We start from the raw sequence: 18,151 nt of genomic DNA on the forward strand, positions 1-18,151 counted from the left end.
TTAAGGAGTTAAATATGTCAAATTTTGAAACGATCATAAAAAAAATTGAAAGCAAGACCGAAGTTGTGGGTGTTATCGGCTTAGGTTATGTCGGCTTACCTCTTGCCGTGTCTTTTGCAAAAAAAAATGTGCTGGTTTTGGGCTTTGAAAAGAGTATGAAAAAAGCAGAAGCAGTGAATGCCGGAAAAAACTATATCGGTGATATAAAAGATGAAGATTTAAGCCGTGTAGTAAAAGAAACAGCAAAGCTTTCTGCAACAACTGATTTTTCTCGAATTAAAGAATGCGATGCGGTCATTATCTGCGTTCCGACACCGCTTGATCATTTTAAGAAACCTGATATGAAGTTTATCGAACAATCTTGTATAGATATTGGAAAAAATATGAAAGCAGGTACTTTTATTTCGCTTGAGAGTACTACCTATCCGACGACCACCGAAGATTTTATGAAGCCAATTATCGAAAAAGAATCAGGCTTAAAAGAGGGTAAAGATTTTTGGCTTTGTTTTAGTCCCGAACGGGTTGATCCGGGGAATAAAGATTATAAGACTGATAATACGCCGAAAGTAGTTGGCGCTTTGGGTGAGGATGCACAGAAAATTGCGGTTGCTCTCTACAGTAAAGCAATTCATCATCTTTATCCTGTCTCAAGCCCTCGCGTAGCGGAAATGGTTAAAATACTTGAAAATACCTATCGATTGATCAATATTTCACTTATCAATGAACTGGCTCTTTTAGCAGGTAAGATGGATATCAATATTTGGGAAGTGATAGACGCTGCAAAATCGAAACCCTATGGCTTCCAAGCCTTTTATCCCGGACCTGGTATCGGCGGGCACTGTATTCCGCTCGATCCGTTCTATCTTGAACATATCGCAAAAGGTTTTAACTTCGATTTAACGATGATAAATACTGCCGGTAATATTAATAACCAGATGCCGCATAAGATGATGAATAAGATTATGTATGCCCTTAACCGTAAGCAAAAAGCAATGAATGGTGCAACAATTCTATTCCTTGGTGTTGCCTATAAGCCGGATATTGATGATCCTAGGGAAAGTCCTGCCTTGCTCGTCATGGAAGAATGTGCTAAAAAGAGAGCTAATGTTGTCTACCATGACCCTTATATAAAAGAGTGTATTGATGACAATGGTAAAAAATGGATTGGATCTGATTTAAGTGATGAACTTTTGCAAAATGTTGACTGTGTTGTCTTTACTACAAATCATAGCTGTTTTGATGTTGAACATATTGTAGAAAAATCAACGTTAGTAGTTGATCTACGAAATGCTGTTAAGACTGTGCATATTGAGGATGGAAAGGTGTTTAAATTATAATGAAGAAAATGAAACACGGCTTATATATTATAAATTTTGGCTATAAGATTACTGATGATGAAAAAAAAAGAAATGGCGTATTAAAGAAAATTGTAGGGCAAATCAAGGTTTTTAATAACGCTGGTTTTAAAGTTGATTTATTAAATGTTTCAGAAAATAAAAGCAATTATATCTCTAAATTTTTTTATAGTTTGTTTTATAAAAATCAATATTTATTAAATAATTATGATGCTTTCGAAAATATTGATTTTGTATATGTCAGACATTTTTCCCCGGTAAATAGAGGCTGTCTGGGGTTGTTGTCATATCTTAAAAAGAATGGATGTAGAATTATATATGAAATACCGACATATCCTTATGATGGTGAGCATAAAGGCTTTAAAGGCTTTATTTTTTTAATTATTGATAAAATATTTAGAAAAAAATTAAAGAGTTATGTTGATTGTATCGTTACCTATTCGCAAGATAATACTATTTTTGATATTAAAACTGTTAAAATTGTAAATGGTATAGATTGCTCGGCTATTTCACCTGTGGATATAACAGAATACCGACAGAATACCGACAGAATACCGACAGAGGCTGCTATTCGGCTGATAGCGGTAGCTCAATTTGCTAAATGGCATGGGTATGACAGATTAATAGAAGGATTGTATGAATATTATAACAATAATCCTAAAAAAAAGGTCTTTCTTGATTTTGTAGGTGATGGTAGCGTATTATCGCAATATCAAGAAATGGTGAATAAATATGGGGTAGCACAGTATGTTGTTTTTCATGGAGTTTTAACGGGGGCTGCCTTATCGGCGGTGTTTAACCAAGCCGATGTCGCTGTCTGTTCTTTAGGATGTCATCGTATAGGAATATTTTTAGGTTCTTTTTTAAAAAGCAGAGAATATATTGCACGCGGATTACCTATGATTTCGTCAACTAAAATCGATATATTACCGGATGATTATCCATACATACAGTATGTACCGGAAAATGATACTCCAATCGATATGATGACAATTTTAAATTTCTATGAAAAATTACAACAAAAAGACACAAAAGATATTCAGATTAAAAAAATCCGTTGTTTTGCTGAAGAACATTGTGATATGAAAGTCGTGATGAAGCCTGTTATACAGGAGCTTATTAGATAGGAGGATATGTAATATGAACGATATATTACTTTCAATTGTTATTCCTGCATATAATGCAGAAAAATTTATAGGTAATTTACTTGACCGTTTAGTATCACAGTGTACAAATCTTACCGAATGTGAAATTATTGTGGTAAATGATGGATCGATAGATAGAACCAAAGAGATTGTTCAAGAGTATGTTACACGTTATCATTATATTCACTTAATTAGTCAGGGGAACAAAGGAGAATCAGGTGCACGCAATACTGGGATAGATCATGCTATTGGAAAGTATATATATTTTCTTGATTGTGATGACAGTGTTGAAGATGATACAATGGAATTTTATCTAAAATGTATACGAGAAAATTCTGACATAGAATTGTTTTTATTTGGTTACAATTCTTTTTATAAAGGAAAAAAATTAAAATCATATATTGATACAGAATACAATGAATATATCTTTAAGACAAATCAGGAGTTTTTACATGCTTTTTTATCAAAAAAATTAAATAGTCATATTTGCTCTATTATAGTGGCAAAAAATTTAATAAAAGACCATTCATTATATTTTGTTGAGGGTATGAAGATTGGTGCTGATCTTAATTTTTTATTGAGGTTATTTAAACTGGTAAGAATGGTTAAGTACAGTGCAAGACCTTGTTTTAAATACCAGATTCGAGATGATTCTATAATGCAGGGATATAAAACATATACTATACAACAATATCAGGCTTTAGAAAATTTTCAAGGTATTTTATTGTCAGCTGATTATCAGATACCGGAGCTTTCCTGTTATTCTAATTTTTGGATAGAAACTATGTTGCTTTATAATATTCGCTGTTATTTACGTTCGGATATAAAAGATGAAAATATTACTCAGAAATTAATTCATGATTGCATTTTACTGAAAAGACCTGTGTCTGATGGAAAGATAAAGCATAAAGTGGCTATTTACATTGCAAAAATCCTGCCGATGAAATTGTTACTGCAATATTTAAAATAAGTAATGGATTTGTTTTAGATTATATTATGTTTTATGTATGTTTTATCGGAATTGTTTTTTGTATACTTATTTCTGCAAAATTAGATGCGCTTTTGTTGAGGGTGTCATTATTTATTTTTCTTATAATGATTATTTTAATTGCGGGATTGCGATATCAAATTGGAACAGATTATGCTACATATCGTGAAATATATATTAATCTTTCATTTGATAATCTTTCATATCTTGAGCCGGGATATAGATATGTAAACTTATTTTTTAAATATATAGGGCTGTCTTATGAAGCTAGTGTTTTTATTTTTGCAATAATTACCAATGTTTTATTCTATCTATTTATTAGACGCTATAGTGTATCTGTACCGGTATCTTTATTGTTGTATCTATGCTTAAATTATTATTTTATTGCTTTTAATACTGTTCGCCAAATGATCGGGATTGCTATTTTTCTGAACGGTATTGATTATGCATTTAAAAAAAAATATTTATATTTTTTTTTAATAACTGTTTTTGCGGCACTGTTTCATTATACTATCTTTATAGGTATGTTGTATCCAATATTCAAAATAAACAGAAAAAGAATGTATATGATAATATGGCTTGCTTCTATTCCTTTTATTGTATTGCCGATTCAAAATATTATTATAAAACTGATTCCTGCATCATTTAAATATGCTTCATATTTTACATCTTTTTTTTTTACTAAAACGTCTAGTGCTGCTGTTTTTAAGCTTATTGTTCCAAATATGTTTGTTATATTAATATTGTATTATATATCAGTTTTTGATAAAACGACAGAAAGATTGTGGGTAAATGTATTTATTTTTTCTGTCGCATTTGCGAATATCGCGCATGGTGTTAATGTTTTAATAAGGTTAAATTATGTTTTTCAAATTAGTGAAATAATTTTTTACCCTCTGGTTGTTTCTAAAATTCAAAAATTCCAAAAGCCAATTGTCTCATGGTTACTGCTGGGATATTTTGTTGTATTTTATATTTTTACTGTTCTGGTGCAGGGGGCTCAAGGTGTTGTTCCTTATCAATCTGTTTTATTTTTATAAATTTTTGTGGTGTTAAAAATGTCTATATCAGTTCTAATGTCAGTTTATTATAAAGAAAAACCGCAGTATCTTGATGAATGTTTTCAGAGTTTGTTTGACCAAAGTGTATCGGCAGATGAGATTATTTGTGTAAAAGATGGAGTTCTTACACCTGAATTAGACTTGATATTAGATAAATGGTCGAAAATATTACCTCTAAAAGTGGTAGGCTATGAAAATAATCATGGACTGGCTTATGCTTTGAATTTCGGATTACGTTTTTGTTCAAAGGAGTTAATAGCAAGGATGGATACTGATGATATAGCAGATAATATGAGATTTCAAAAACAATTAAATTTTATGAGAAGGAATCCTAACGTTGTTGTTTGCTCAGGTTATGTTAAGGAATTTTATAGTAGTCCGACGGAAGAGGGGTTAATAAAAAAACTTCCTATAGCACATAAAGATATATATGCTTATGCTCATTTTAGAAATCCATTTAATCATATGGCTGTATGTTTTAGAAAAGAAGTTATTCTTGCAGTGGGTGGTTATGAGGAGGTTACTTTTTTTGAAGATTATGATTTATGGATTCGTTTGTTGCAAAAAAAAGTTATAACTGAAAATATACCGGAAATTCTTGTTAATGCAAGAATTGGGAATGATATGATTGGAAGACGGCATGGTTTAGATTATGTTAAAAAGGAATTGTATTTCTTGAAAAAACATTTTTATTCAGGTTTTTTTTCTAAAACAGAATATATAAGGTTTGTTATTTTTAGAATAATCCCTAGATTATTACCTAAAAGAATTTTGAAGTGTTTTTATAATTTTTTAAGAAAGTAATTATTTTATGATTTATTTGACAAAAGATTAAAACAAATGCACATAGCAATAATAGGCGGTTCCGGCTTTATAGGAACAAGATTAACAAAAAGACTCCTCTCCTCAGGGCATAAAATTAAGATCCTCGATAAGCAGGATAGTAAGTATTACCCTGAATTGAGAGTCTTTGCAGATGTAAGGGATATAACTTCTTTAAAAAAAGAATTATCTTCTGACTTTGATTGTGTTATCAACTTGGCGGCAGAACATAGGGATGATGTTGAACCTAAGAGTCTCTATGATGAGGTAAATGTTGCCGGTGCCGAAAATGTATGTAAGGTGTGTTCCGAATGCGGTATAAAAAAAATTATTTTTACAAGCTCCGTTGCCGTTTACGGTTTTGCACCGCTTAACACAAATGAGACAGGTAAGATAAATTATTTTAATGATTATGGCAGAACAAAGTGGCTTGCCGAAGGAAAATATCGTGCGTGGCTTGAAAACGATAACGAAAATTCGCTTACGATAATAAGACCTACCGTTGTATTCGGCGAGCAAAATAGGGGCAATGTTTATAATCTATTAAGACAAATAAGTTCAGGCTTTTTCCCATTTGTCGGAAACGGTAAAAATAAAAAATCAATGGCCTATGTTGAAAATGTAGCTGCCTTTATCGAATTTTGTTTAAATAACGGACCAGGTGAACACTTATTTAACTATATCGATAAGCCCGATTTTGATATGAATTCTCTTGCCAATGAAGTTTATAAAATATTAGGAAATAAGAATCATAAAATTTTTCATTGGCCCTATTGGCTGGGCTATTTCGGCGGTCTTTGCTTTGACTTACTTGCTAAAATAACGGGAAAAAAATTAGCAATCAGTTCAATCAGGGTAAAAAAATTCTGTGCCGATACTCTTTTTGATACGATCAATATACCTAAAACCGATTTTAAAGCTCCCGTATCTTTAAGCGATGGCTTATACAATACTATAAAATATGAATTTATCGACAAGATAGAAGATCATGTTTTTCATACGGAATAAGCTATCTTGCCCAATCTAAAAAAATATTGTAAAATAAAAACTATGAGTGATTTAATACAACCGAAAGTTTTAAAGGGATTTAGGGATTTCCTTCCGGCAGATGAGATTGAAAGAGCTCTTCTTATGGAAAGACTGGTAAAGGTTTTTAGGGATTACGGCTTTGTGCCTATCGACACCCCTGCCTTGGAATATTCCGAAATTCTATTGAGAAAAAGCGGAGGGGAGACCGAAAAGCAGGTTTTCCGGTTTAACGACAATGGCGGACGGGATGTTGCGATGCGTTTTGACTTAACAGTTCCCTTAGCCAGATTTGTAGCAGAGCATAAGTCCGAGATATATTTCCCGTTTAAACGCTATCATCTGGGAAAAGTTTGGCGCGGTGAGAAGCCTCAAGCAGGCCGTTATCGGGAATTTTTGCAATGCGATTTTGATACATTGGGTTCCGATTCGGCGGCTGTAGATTTTGAAATTTTGCGCCTTATTAAAAAAGCCTTAAACGAATTAGGAGTTTCCGGTTTTAAAATTCACGTTTCCCACAGGGGTATATTTAACCGTTTTTTAAAGTCTTTAAACCTATCGGAAGACAGCGAAGAGGTTTTACGCATTGTAGATAAACTTGCTAAGATAGGGGAAGACGAGGTTTTAAAACTCCTTACCGATATAAGCTCCGAAGAAAGTGCAAAAAAAATATTGGCTTATATTTCCGGTGTGAGCAAGGATTTAAAAAGCGAAGACTTTGAAAAGACTCTTTCCCACTTGGAAAACCTTGCAGGCGGCCCCGACGAAGATACAAAACGCATGAGGGATATTTATGCCTTGGTAAAGGCTGTAGGTATTGAAGATTCAATTGTTTTTGATCCTTCAATTACGCGAGGCCTGGATTATTATACCGGTGTTGTATTTGAGACCTTTTTAACCGATTTACCATCGATAGGCTCTGTTTGCTCAGGCGGAAGGTACGATAACCTTACAGCTCTTTATATGAAGGAGTGTATTACCGGAGTGGGTGCTTCCATAGGGCTTGACAGGCTTTTAGCTGCCCTTGAACAGTTAGGTCATCAAAAAACAAAATCAAGCTTTACCGATCTCCTTATTTTTTCTTTACCTGAAGATGATCAGGCTCTTTCATATAAGATAGTAAACTTTTTTGAAGCCGAAAAAATAAATGCTGAAGTATATCCTGAACCGAAAAAGATGAATCATCAGTATACCTATGCCGAAAAAAAAGACATAAGATGGGGGCTTTTCTTAGGTAAAGATTCTTGTGTAGAAGAATTTGACAAAAACCCTCAAGAGTTTAAGATAAAATTAAAGGATATGACTGATAGAACAGAGGATGAAATGCCTCTTAGCGAAGCCGTAAAAAAGATAAGAGCTTCAAAAAATTAAACCTCTTTTTTCCGGCTTATTTCGTATAATAGAATGCCTGCTGCGACGGAAACATTTAGGCTGTCAAGTTTTCCCTTTGTCGGAATTGACACTATTTCGTCGCAGGTTTCTTCTACAAGGCGGCTCATTCCCTTGCCTTCGCTTCCCATAATAAGAACTGTCTTTTTTGGGAATATTAGATCTGGTAGAGCCTTGCCTCCTGCATCTGCCCCATAAATCCAAAAGCCTTCCTTTTTTAGCCTTTCTACGGTTCTTACCAAATTGGTTACTTCCACGAATGGAACCCAGGCTAAAGCTCCTGCACTTACCTTGCTTATAATCTCAAAGCCTCCCGCACTTTTGTTTTCCGGAACTATTATTCCATCTATTCCGAACTGGTCTGCGCTTCGTATAATGGAACCGGTATTGTGAGGATCCGTAACGGAATCAAGTATTACCACAAAGGCCGAGTCTTTTTCTGCAAGCCTTGCAAAAAACTCATCGATGCTCATTCCTTTTTTTTGATTTTCAGCCTCCGTTACAAGAACAATACCCCTGTGATCTCTTAACTGTTCCGGCAAGGTTTTGGTAAGGGAATCAAGAAATTGATTGTCTTTTTTTTCAATTTTTAGATTCAATTTACGAGCCGCTTCCAAAATTTTCTTTACCCTTGGGCCTTCTTTAGAGTAAAAAATTTCAAGGTTCGGCTTCCGGTTCTTTTCTTTTTCTATTTTAAGTTTTTCCGCTCTTAAAATCTCGTCTATCGCATGAAAACCCGTAATTGTTTTTTTCATCATTTTTTAGTCCAAGCTATAAATTTCAGCGTATTTTACCGTTTTTACATCATTGTAACCGTTTTCCTTTAAGTATTGGGTAAAATAAGTTTGAGCCTTAGGTTCTCCGTGAACCAAGAATATTCTTTTAAGTTTAGGATTCTCCAAAGAATCAAGCCATTGAGTAGATTCAAAATAGTCGGCATGAGCACTGAAAGCGTTTATCTGCAAAATTTCGGCCCGTACTTGATGCCATTCACCGAAAATTTTTACTTCCTGTTCTTTATTTTGAAGTCTGCGGCCGAGGGTGTCTTCTGCCATAAAACCTACAAGCAGTACCTTTGTCGATGGCTTTTCGATATTGTTTGCAAGATGGTGGGTAATTCGTCCGAATTCGCACATTCCGTCTGCACTTATTATAACCATGGGGCCGTCAATATTGTTCAATTCCTTGGACTCCGTTACGCTTGTTATAAATTTAAGCGAGTTAAAGCCGAAGGGGTTTTTATGATGAATTAAAAATGCCTCATGCGTTTGTGCATCATAGCATTCTGGATGTACCTGAAATATACTCGTTGCGTTTACGGCCATGGGAGAATCTACATAAATCGGAATGTCGGGAATTATTTTTTTATCGGCTAAGAGGTGAAAATAATAGACAATTTCCTGAGTCCTTTCAACGGCAAAGGCAGGAATAATCATCTTTCCCTTATTTTGTACAATTTCCTGTGTTTTTTCGGCAAGAAGCTTTAAGGCATTGTCGGTTTCCTCGTGGCGCCGATTTCCGTATGTGCTTTCAATAACTATATAATCTACAGGCGGAATAATGTCCGGATCGCGGATAATGGCCTTATTTTTTCGGCCTAGGTCTCCTGTAAAGGCTATTTTTACTTCTTTTCCTTCAGAATCCTTTGCAGTAATTAAAGCCATTGCAGAACCTAAAATATGTCCTGCATCATAAAATTCAAGCTGAACATTAGGGCCTATCCATGCAGGTCTATGATATGAAATTGTTACAAACTGATTGACGGTTTGAATTACATCGGCTTCATCAAAAAGAGGCACCCATTTAAAGCTTTCTCCTTTTTTTGCAGCCTGTTTGGATAGATACTCCCTGTCCCTAGCTTGAATTCGTGCAGAATCCATCATAACAAGGTTAGCTATATCTCTGGTAGCAGGGGTTGCATATATATTGCCTGTAAATCCATGCTTTCCCAGCAAGGGTAATAAACCGCAATGGTCATAATGGCCGTGAGTTAAAATCACGGCTTCCAATTCGGAGGCAGGAACATTAAAATCTCTATTTTTCTTGTCCGCTTCTGCTCTTTTTCCTTGAAAAGCTCCGCAGTCTATCAAATACTTATGCCCGTCAACTTCAAGAATGTGTTTAGATCCGGTAACTTCTTGTGCAGCACCGAGTGAGTAAAACTTAATCGCCATAGCTTAAGCATACATCATAATAGGCGAAAAATCAAGTACCATTTTTGCTATAAGCGGTTATTGCCATAGATGGTAATTATGAACATTTTTTATAAAAAATATCGTACTTAAAATAAATATTGTAAACCCGATACTTAGCAATAAATAAGAGGAGTTATAAAGTAAGATAAAATATCCGATTAATGTCCCCATAAGAGATATAGCTGCAAACAGATATTCTTTTATATTTTTTGTAAGATATACAAAAAAATAGTTGACACATGCTAGGATTGCAGCTGTTAAAAACAAGTAAATATAAGAATGGCCGGCTTTTATATCCGAAATAAAATATCGATTTATGTAAAAATTATTTATCGGCATGGATAGGCATATTAAAAAAGATATAAAAAAGATAAAAAAGAATACGGACATTATTTTTCTTGTTATTACCTTATTTGCAAAAATACCTGCCATAAAAAGGGACATAATGCCTGATAATCGGAAAAAATATACTAAACGTGAAAGATTGGCAATTGTTTCAAGCACTATATTTGAAAAATTATATAACGGAAAAATAAGTCTTATACTTTCAAAACTCATACAAAAAATAAACATAGCAAAAAATGAAATCTCCATTGCATGAGTTTTTTTAAATGTAAAATATACAAAAAGGAAAAATGATAAAGATAAGACCGGAAATAAAAATATACTTATCAATACGGCAAAGCTATTATACTGTCCTAAGGAAAGTTTTAATATAAATTTATTAAAAGATGAAGCTGCTCCCAAAAGGGAATTTGCTTCCGATTCCGAATAATTATCAAGATTTCCTGAAATAAGAATCCCTACCATCGAGATTATTGCCGTTATGAGAATTAAACCTATAATCGATATGGCTACAAGCCTAGCTCTATTTCGTCCTGCAATTGTCATACTGAAGTAGTATACATTTAAAAAATATATTTGTAAAGAGCAATTATTCAAAAATTACTTGATATATTGAGTTTTTTGTGATAAAATACCCCTTATGAACTTTGTTTTAATTTTAGTCTTACCATTGCTTTTTTTACTCTATGTTTCGTTTTCAAAGGAAGGGAATGGAAAATTTACAGCTTTTTTATTCGGGCTTGTTGGCGGGATCGTTTCTTTAATAATAGTTTCATTATTTCCATTTTCGGGTTTGCAGATTTCAGCATCTATAGGGGCTCATTTATGGCGCTTTTTCTTTCAATACTTTTTCTTAAATGCTTTTTTCGGATTGACTTTTTTATTTTTAGTATCTTTTTCGCTTTCTGAAAATATTCTAAATAACAGTTTTTCGGCTCTTTTTGGTGTTTTTAGCTCAGTATTTGCATATTTATTCTATAGAAATATTAGTATTCCCGACTCAGGTGAGCTGATTCTTTTTATTCTTATAATTTCCGGCTCAATACTTATTTTTGATTTTGTATATTATATTTTAGCATCTAACTTAACCATTGCTTCCGATTTTATTGTTTATTTTATTTCTTTTATTTCTTTTATCGTATTCATTTTTTTAGGCTCTTATGCTCTTGCATTGAGGTACTTGTCTCAGTCTTCGTCTATGCATGTTTTTATTTCATCAGGTATATTGCTTTTAGGAATAAGTTTAAACATTATACGGAATAGGTTATAAGTTTTTGATTTTATGAATCTCGATTTTTTGTCTTTATCGGATAAACATAATTCGGTTGTTGTGCTGGGAGCTACAGCGACGGGAAAAACATCCTATGCCGTAGACCTTGCAAAAGAGCTTGGCGGAGAAATCATTTCTGCGGATTCAAGGCAGGTTTATAAGGGCCTTGACCTAGGTACCGGAAAAGACTTAGACGAGTACGGCGATGTGCCCCATCACCTAATTGATATTTGCACCTTGGAAAGGGAGTACAATGTTTTTGATTTTCAAAATGATGCTTACAAGGCTTTTGAAGATATAAAGAGGAGAAAAAAGTTTCCCATTTTTGCGGGAGGAACGGGACTTTATCTTGATGCTCTTATAAGGGAATATGAACTCATTCCTGTTCCAAAAAATGAAGAATTGAGGGCTTCTTTGACCGATAAGGATTTGACGGAACTGCAAAAGGTCTTTTTTGAATACAATGTTCCGATGCATAATAAGACCGACCTTGAAAATATTGATAGGCTTATGCGGGCTATTGAAATTGCGGAATATAAAAAGGCCCATCCCGATGCTGCCGAAATCTTAAACGCTAACCGCCCCGATATCCGCCCCCTTATAATAGGCCTTAAATACCCGCGGGAAATTTTAAGGGCAAGAATAAGGCTTAGACTCTTAGAGCGCATAAAAGACGGAATGATAGAAGAAGCCGAGAGCCTTCACAAGGAGGGCTTTTCTTGGGAAAGGCTTGAAAGTTTGGGGCTTGAATATAAATTTACGGCCCAATATCTTCAAGGCAAAATAAAATCTAGGGAAGAGTACATTGATTCTCTTTACCGTGCCATTTGCCAGTTTGCGAAACGGCAGGAAACTTGGTTCCGCCGTATGGAAAAAAACGGGGTAAAAATAAACTGGTTATTGAAGTGAGTTTTTAATATAGTGTTGGAGGGAAATTTGACTTTAAAACAAAATGTTCAATATGTTTTTATAGACTCAGGCATAGGGGGGCTGCCTTATTTAAGGCATTTAAAAGAATTGGAGCCTCAAAGTTCCTGTGCCTATGTCGCAGACACAAAACATTTTCCTTATGGAGAAAAAACACTCGAAGAGGTAATAGAATTTACCGAAGACCTTGTAAAAAAAATAATCGAAAAACTTAAACCCTCCGTTATAATAATAGCCTGTAATACGATGACGGTTTCGGCTCTTTCACATTTGCGTAAAAAATTCGAGATACCCTTTGTGGGCACCGTTCCTGCGATAAAGCCTGCGGCCTTAACAAGTAAAAATAAAAAAATTGCCGTCCTTGCAACCGAAAGAACGGTAAACGATATCTATGTTCAAAATCTTATTGAGGAATTCGGGGCCGATTGTAAATTTTTTATGCGTGCAGATTCCGTTTTGGTTTCTAAAATAGAGAACACATTATTGTCAGGTTCTAAGGAAGATAAGAAGGCCGGAATCCGTCCTGCGGTTGAGTTTTTTAAATCGGCGGGAACGGATACTGCCGTCCTAGGCTGTACTCATTTTCTCCACCTAAGAGATGAGTTTAAGTCCGAGTGTGAACCGGATATAAAGATTGTGGACTCTTTGGATGGGGTTGTAAATCAAGCCTTAAAAATATCTCCTCCTCAAAAATCAAAAACGGATGAAAAATTAAAAAATATTCAAAAAGATATTTTTTATATCACATCGGAAAAAACTGAAGAGAGTACAAAAAAATATTCCGCTTATGCGGAACTCTTTAATATGACTTTAGGTTACTTCTAAAATGAAAGGATTGGTTTTAAAAGGATCTAATAATATTTTTTATGTTGAATGTGAAGACGGAAAATTCAGAAGCTGCTCCATTAAGGGGAAGGTTCTAAAAGATTCTGCTCTTTACTATAATCCTCTTGCTGCCGGAGATTTTGTAAATATTGAGCCCGATACTCATTCTGGTGATGAAGGCTTAATAACGGGTTTGATAGAAAGAAAAAATTCTTTTTTACGCTTAAACCAAAAACTTAATATGCCACAGCTTTTAGCTGCAAATATCGACCTGCTTGTTTGTGTTGTTTCTGCTGCTAATCCTCCCTTCCGTCCCCGCTTTGTAGACAGGGTTTTAGTGCAAGCCGAGATTCAAAAGATTCAGGTTTTAATTGTTATAAATAAGTGTGATTTAAAAATCTCGGCTGATTTAAGAGATAGAATAGAGGACTGGAAAAGATTGGGCTATAAAACCATCGAAGTATCGGCAAAGGAGGGCAGGGGAATGGATAAGTTGATTGAAAGCCTCTCTGCTAAAACTTCTGCCCTCGTAGGACAGTCGGGAGTAGGTAAAAGCACTCTCTTAAATTTTATCGCACCCGATTTAAATTTAAAAACTTCTGCAATTTCGGATAAGTATGACCGAGGCACCCACACGACAACACAAGGAGAGTATTTTAAAATAAAGGCTCTTACTTCAAAGGAAAAAGAACATTCGATAAACATAATTGATACGCCGGGTGTTAGACATTTTGCCATTTACGGCATCGAGCCTGAGGATACTGCCCTATATTTTCCCGAAATGGAAAAACTCATAGGCTCATGTAAATTCGGCCTTTCCTGCACCCATACCCATGAACCAGGCTGTGCCCTTTTGGAAGCCCTTCAAAAAGGGGATATTTATAAGGATAGGTATACGAGTTTTGAGCTTATACATAAAGAATTACAAGAAACGGTAAAGAAGTATTAATCTACATAGGAGTAAGATATGACAGAGCATACGCTGGAAGTTTTACAGTTTTCGAGGATAAGAGAAATTATTGCCTCCTATTGTGTAACTGATGAAGGAAAAGAATTTTGCTTAAAAAAGAATCCCGATACGGATATTAAAAAAATAGAAGAAGAAAAAAAATTAGGGATTGATTTTTTAAGTCTTTTAAGAGCATATAAGGCTCCTCCAATAAAGTACAGGCCCCCTGTTCTTCCCTTTCTTGAAGGAATAGAAGTTGAAGGTGCTGCCCTTGATATTGAAGGCGTTTATTCGGTCGGGCTTTTAGCCTTGTCCGTTTTTTCTTTGCATGAATGGCTGAGTCCTTTTTTAGAAAATGAAGACCTAAATGAAAACTCGATTGTTTCCTTTGTAAAAAAAATACCCGATATGCTCCATCTAAAAAATCTTGTATTTTCTTTTATAGATGAAAACGGAGAATTGCAAGACCTTCCTTCTTTGAGGGCAATAAAAAACAAGATACGCTCTATAGAGGACGACATAGATAAAACTATGCGGAATTATTTTACAAATGATGCAACCCGTCAAATGCTTCAATCCAATCTTCCTACGGTCAAAGACGGAAGACAGGTTATAGCCGTAAGATCAAATTTTAAAGGAAGAATTCCGGGTATAATTCATGAGTATTCTCAATCGGGACAAACATTTTATCTTGAACCGGAAGAAATAGTTTTAAAGAATAATGACCTTATCGCCGCTCATGGCGAATACGAGCGTGAGCTTTTAAGGCTATTGCAGGACTTGACTTCCCAAATTGCAGAGCATACCGAAAACATAAAAGAGGCCTGTGAGACAATCACAAAATTGGATTGTGTTGCCGCCGCTTCCAGATGGGCTCATTCCAATAATTGTGTCTTTGCAGGCAGTATAGATTTAAGTTTAAGGCACTCAATAGACAAGGACGGCAGCCCTGATTCAAAAGGCTCTCCTCTTGCTTTTTATCTTCATAAAGCCCGGCATCCCCTTCTTGGAAAATCGGCAGTTCCTATAGACCTAAAATTATCTAAAGATGATAGAGTGCTTATTATAACGGGCCCGAATACCGGAGGAAAAACCGTAAGCTTAAAAACGGCAGCTCTCTTTGCTTTGATAAACCAAACAGGCTGGCCCGTTCCTGCAGGCTCTTTGACCCGTCTTCCTTACTTTGATTTTATAGCCTGCGACATAGGCGATGAGCAGTCTATGGATCAATCCCTTTCTACATTTTCGGCTCACATGAAAAATGTTTCCGAAATTATAAGGAGGGCAGGGGATAAAAGTCTTATAATTCTTGATGAGCTTGGAAGCGGTACGGATCCTCAAGAAGGCTGTGCAATAGCAATGGCTGTTCTCGATGATCTTTTAGAAAAAAAAGCCTTTGTCTTTGTTACAACCCATCATGGTGCCTTAAAAAATTACGGCTATAGTAAGGACTCCTGTGTAAATGCCTCGGTCGAATTTAACCAAAACACATTGAGTCCCACCTATCGGATACTAATGGGCGTTCCCGGAGAAAGCCATGCCGTTGACATAGCTAAGCGGAACGGTCTTCCGGAACATATAATCGAAAAAGCTCACACCTATTTGGGAAATAACAGGGCCGATGTTTCCGATCTTATCAAGGGGCTTATTCAAAAACATGAAGACCTAAACGAATTTGAGCTTCAAAAAAAAGAAGAAGAATTAAAACTTAAAGAGGATAGGCGGCGTTCCGATTTAAAAGAACTTCAATTAAAACAAAAAGAATTGGAGCTGAAAAAAGACGGAATAAAAAGGCTCGATCTCTTTTTTGAAGAAAAAAGAAAATTCCTTGAAAACCTTGTACGGGAACTGAGAGAGGGAGAGCTAAGCCGAGAAAAAACTTTAAGCGTCAAAAAATGGATTGACGATTTTGAAAAAGACTTGGGCAAAGAACATGAAGCACTTAAACTTGAACAAACAAAAATAGATGAAAGACTTCATTCTTCAAAAGAAAAAAATAAGGCTCCTCAAAATCCTGAGCTCCGCGAAGGCACAAGGGTTATAATAAAAAGCCTCAACCGTAACGGAGAGCTTATCCGTGAAGAAAAAAAAGGAAAGTGGCTCGTTGCCGTAGATAACTTAAAACTTACTATTGCCGAGGACGATATGGAAGCTTGCGAAAATCAGGAAAAGCTTAAGCTTTCCAAACCCATTGTCAGCATTATAAGCGACACAAGTGCTCCTTCTTCCCGTCCTTCTTTTGAGCTCCGCCTCTTAGGAATGAGGGTTGAGGAAGCTCAAAAGGCCTTGCAGGATCAGATGGATCTTGCCTTAGTACACGGTATTACCGAATTTGCCATTATTCATGGAAAGGGGCATGGAATTCTTCAAGAATTATCTCACGATTTTTTAAAACGAAGTCCCTATGTAAAGGCTTTCCGCTTTGCAAAGCCGGAAGAAGGCGGTTCGGGAAAGACTATAGTAAGCCTCGGCTAAGTCCATGCTGCGGCTAACGAAGTCTAACGTAAGCTAATTTGATTCAAAATTTTCTATTACGTAAAAATCTACGGGGAACCAATTTTCAGGAGCCGCTATTTCATCGGCTATTTCTCCTATAGGAACATGGGCCGTAGTTTCACAGCCTAGATAGGTTTTTCCATTGTGAGTAAAACAGGTTCCGCTTCCCGAACAGTCTACTGCGGCTATGGCATGGGACTTATTCGGAGAAACCAAAAGGACGGCATCTATGTTCATCTGTTTTAACATTAGCACCATAAGAAGAGCCCTGCTGTCGCAGTCGCCTCTTTTTTCTGTAAGGGCTTGAGGCAAATTCATAAAATCGCTTCCTTTTCTGTCTCTTTCATAGTTAAAATTTTGAACTAAAAGAAGTAGTTCCTTTGCCGCTTTTTCGGCAAATTCGCTTTGATTGTTTTCATCAAAGAGAGAAGTATATACGGCAAAGGAAGCAGGAGCTATGCGGTTCCATGCATCCCTAAAAATTATCTTATAAAAACGCTGCCAAGCTGCGATTAAATTATCATGATTTAAATACATAGTCAAAACAGAAAATTCCCTGTCAATTACCGACTTGTTTGCTTCCGCATCGGATTCGTCTATCGTAAAGGATATGTTTTTATTGTTAAAAGTATACTCGATAGTTTTTTCCTTTGTTTTAGGATAGAGGGCTGTTGTAACCGGCCCGGGCTCAAAATAAGACATTGTATCCGTATAAACCGTGTCAAGAGAAGAAATCATGAGGTTCTCGCATTCCTTTGCCTTATCCTTGTCGGTATAGGTCAGAAGAACCAGCCAGCCTGTTTTATTGGGCAGCTCAAGGCTTAAAACCCAGCCTGAAAGCTCCTTAGGTTTATATTTTTCGGAAGGCGAATATAAAAAAGATACCGACGATAAAAGAGCTTCCTTATTTCTCCATATAAAAGGAACATCCTTATGAGTCATTTTTAACTGTTTAAAAACATGTTCGGCCGCTTCTTTTATGCTCTTAAATTGGGGCTCTTCATATAAGGCAATTTGCAAATCAACCGGCAGAATAGCATGCTGAAAAAGATATCTTTCATTTCCTTCTCGATTGGCTAAAACAAAATCCTCAGGCAGGTCGAGTGCATAGCCCCATGAAGGGGAATACATTTGTTCCGCCGAAAGAGAAACACTTAAAAAAAAGAAACAGCTTAGAAACAAAAAAAATAGTAAAATGTTTTTCTTTTTAACTTGCATCTTTACCTCTGCAAATTTACAATAAAGGGCACCAAGATTTTTATCGGATTTTGTAAATCCTTTGCTTCTTGGCGCCCTTAGATTAATAAACCGCTACCCATTAAATCGGAAGCCGATTAATGGGTGATGCTTCTATTTTT

At 35.5% G+C, this 18,151-nt stretch carries 16 protein-coding genes; 12 read left to right on the plus strand and 4 right to left on the minus strand.

The window, feature by feature from the left end:
• The first annotated feature begins 14 nt into the window (after positions 1 to 14).
• Genes E4N78_RS07130 through hisS form a run of 7 tightly spaced genes read left to right on the plus strand, consistent with a single transcriptional unit; the run spans position 15 to position 7,768 of the window.
• Positions 15 to 1,337, plus strand: coding sequence for a nucleotide sugar dehydrogenase (locus E4N78_RS07130; RefSeq protein WP_255809886.1), 1,323 nt, complete (start codon positions 15 to 17; stop codon positions 1,335 to 1,337).
• An 8-nt stretch (positions 1,338 to 1,345) separates the two neighbouring features.
• A complete protein-coding gene (locus E4N78_RS07135) occupies positions 1,346 to 2,482 on the plus strand; it encodes a glycosyltransferase family protein (protein ID WP_255809887.1) in 1,137 nt (378 codons plus the stop codon).
• Positions 2,483 to 2,495: 13 nt separating this feature from the next.
• Entirely contained in the window at positions 2,496 to 3,470 is a 975-nt protein-coding gene (locus tag E4N78_RS07140) for a glycosyltransferase family 2 protein (protein WP_255809888.1), read from the plus strand.
• Between the two features lie 26 nt (positions 3,471 to 3,496).
• On the plus strand, positions 3,497 to 4,528 hold the full coding sequence (locus E4N78_RS07145) for an EpsG family protein (protein ID WP_255809889.1): 1,032 nt from the start codon (positions 3,497 to 3,499) through the stop codon (positions 4,526 to 4,528).
• An 18-nt stretch (positions 4,529 to 4,546) separates the two neighbouring features.
• Entirely contained in the window at positions 4,547 to 5,353 is an 807-nt protein-coding gene (locus tag E4N78_RS07150; protein WP_255809890.1) for a glycosyltransferase, read from the plus strand.
• A gap of 36 nt (positions 5,354 to 5,389) precedes the next feature.
• Positions 5,390 to 6,379 carry an NAD-dependent epimerase/dehydratase family protein gene (locus tag E4N78_RS07155; RefSeq protein ID WP_255809891.1) on the plus strand — a complete coding sequence of 330 codons (990 nt, stop codon included), beginning with the start codon at positions 5,390 to 5,392 and terminating at the stop codon, positions 6,377 to 6,379.
• A 42-nt stretch (positions 6,380 to 6,421) separates the two neighbouring features.
• Positions 6,422 to 7,768 (plus strand): histidine--tRNA ligase, encoded by a 1,347-nt coding sequence (hisS, locus tag E4N78_RS07160; protein WP_255809892.1) that lies wholly within the window; start codon positions 6,422 to 6,424, stop codon positions 7,766 to 7,768.
• Here hisS and rlmB read toward each other — a convergent pair.
• The 3 genes from rlmB to E4N78_RS07175 are packed head-to-tail and all read right to left on the minus strand — an operon-like array spanning position 7,765 to position 10,872.
• Entirely contained in the window at positions 7,765 to 8,541 is a 777-nt protein-coding gene (gene rlmB / locus E4N78_RS07165) for a 23S rRNA (guanosine(2251)-2'-O)-methyltransferase RlmB (protein WP_255812333.1), read from the minus strand. The two genes, hisS and rlmB, sit on opposite strands and share 4 nt — an antisense overlap.
• A gap of 6 nt (positions 8,542 to 8,547) precedes the next feature.
• Positions 8,548 to 9,960, minus strand: a complete 1,413-nt coding sequence (locus E4N78_RS07170; RefSeq protein ID WP_255809893.1) for an MBL fold metallo-hydrolase RNA specificity domain-containing protein — start codon at positions 9,958 to 9,960, stop codon at positions 8,548 to 8,550.
• A gap of 57 nt (positions 9,961 to 10,017) precedes the next feature.
• Positions 10,018 to 10,872: a hypothetical protein gene (locus tag E4N78_RS07175; RefSeq protein WP_255809894.1), complete on the minus strand. Its 855-nt coding sequence runs from the start codon at positions 10,870 to 10,872 to the stop codon at positions 10,018 to 10,020.
• A gap of 94 nt (positions 10,873 to 10,966) precedes the next feature.
• Here E4N78_RS07175 and E4N78_RS07180 point away from each other — a divergent pair, with 94 nt between their 5' ends.
• Genes E4N78_RS07180 through E4N78_RS07200 form a run of 5 tightly spaced genes read left to right on the plus strand, consistent with a single transcriptional unit; the run spans position 10,967 to position 16,772 of the window.
• Positions 10,967 to 11,596: a hypothetical protein gene (locus E4N78_RS07180; protein ID WP_255809895.1), complete on the plus strand. Its 630-nt coding sequence runs from the start codon at positions 10,967 to 10,969 to the stop codon at positions 11,594 to 11,596.
• Between the two features lie 12 nt (positions 11,597 to 11,608).
• The gene (gene miaA, locus E4N78_RS07185; protein ID WP_255809896.1) at positions 11,609 to 12,505 is read left to right on the plus strand and encodes a tRNA (adenosine(37)-N6)-dimethylallyltransferase MiaA; all 897 of its coding nucleotides are present in this window, start codon (positions 11,609 to 11,611) and stop codon (positions 12,503 to 12,505) included.
• A gap of 27 nt (positions 12,506 to 12,532) precedes the next feature.
• Entirely contained in the window at positions 12,533 to 13,348 is an 816-nt protein-coding gene (gene murI / locus E4N78_RS07190) for a glutamate racemase (protein WP_010697252.1), read from the plus strand.
• 1 nt (position 13,349) lies between these two features.
• A complete protein-coding gene (gene rsgA / locus E4N78_RS07195) occupies positions 13,350 to 14,297 on the plus strand; it encodes a ribosome small subunit-dependent GTPase A (RefSeq protein WP_255809897.1) in 948 nt (315 codons plus the stop codon).
• Between the two features lie 18 nt (positions 14,298 to 14,315).
• Complete coding sequence (locus tag E4N78_RS07200) at positions 14,316 to 16,772, plus strand: endonuclease MutS2 (RefSeq protein ID WP_255809898.1); 2,457 nt, start codon at positions 14,316 to 14,318, stop codon at positions 16,770 to 16,772.
• 33 nt (positions 16,773 to 16,805) lie between these two features.
• Here the strand turns inward: E4N78_RS07200 and E4N78_RS07205 are convergent, their stop codons facing one another.
• Complete coding sequence (locus E4N78_RS07205; RefSeq protein WP_370644880.1) at positions 16,806 to 18,011, minus strand: transglutaminase domain-containing protein; 1,206 nt, start codon at positions 18,009 to 18,011, stop codon at positions 16,806 to 16,808.
• Between the last annotated feature and the right edge of the window lie 140 nt (positions 18,012 to 18,151).

It is taken from the genome of Treponema denticola, assembly GCF_024400535.1.
Lineage (GTDB): Bacteria > Spirochaetota > Spirochaetia > Treponematales > Treponemataceae > Treponema_B > Treponema_B denticola_C.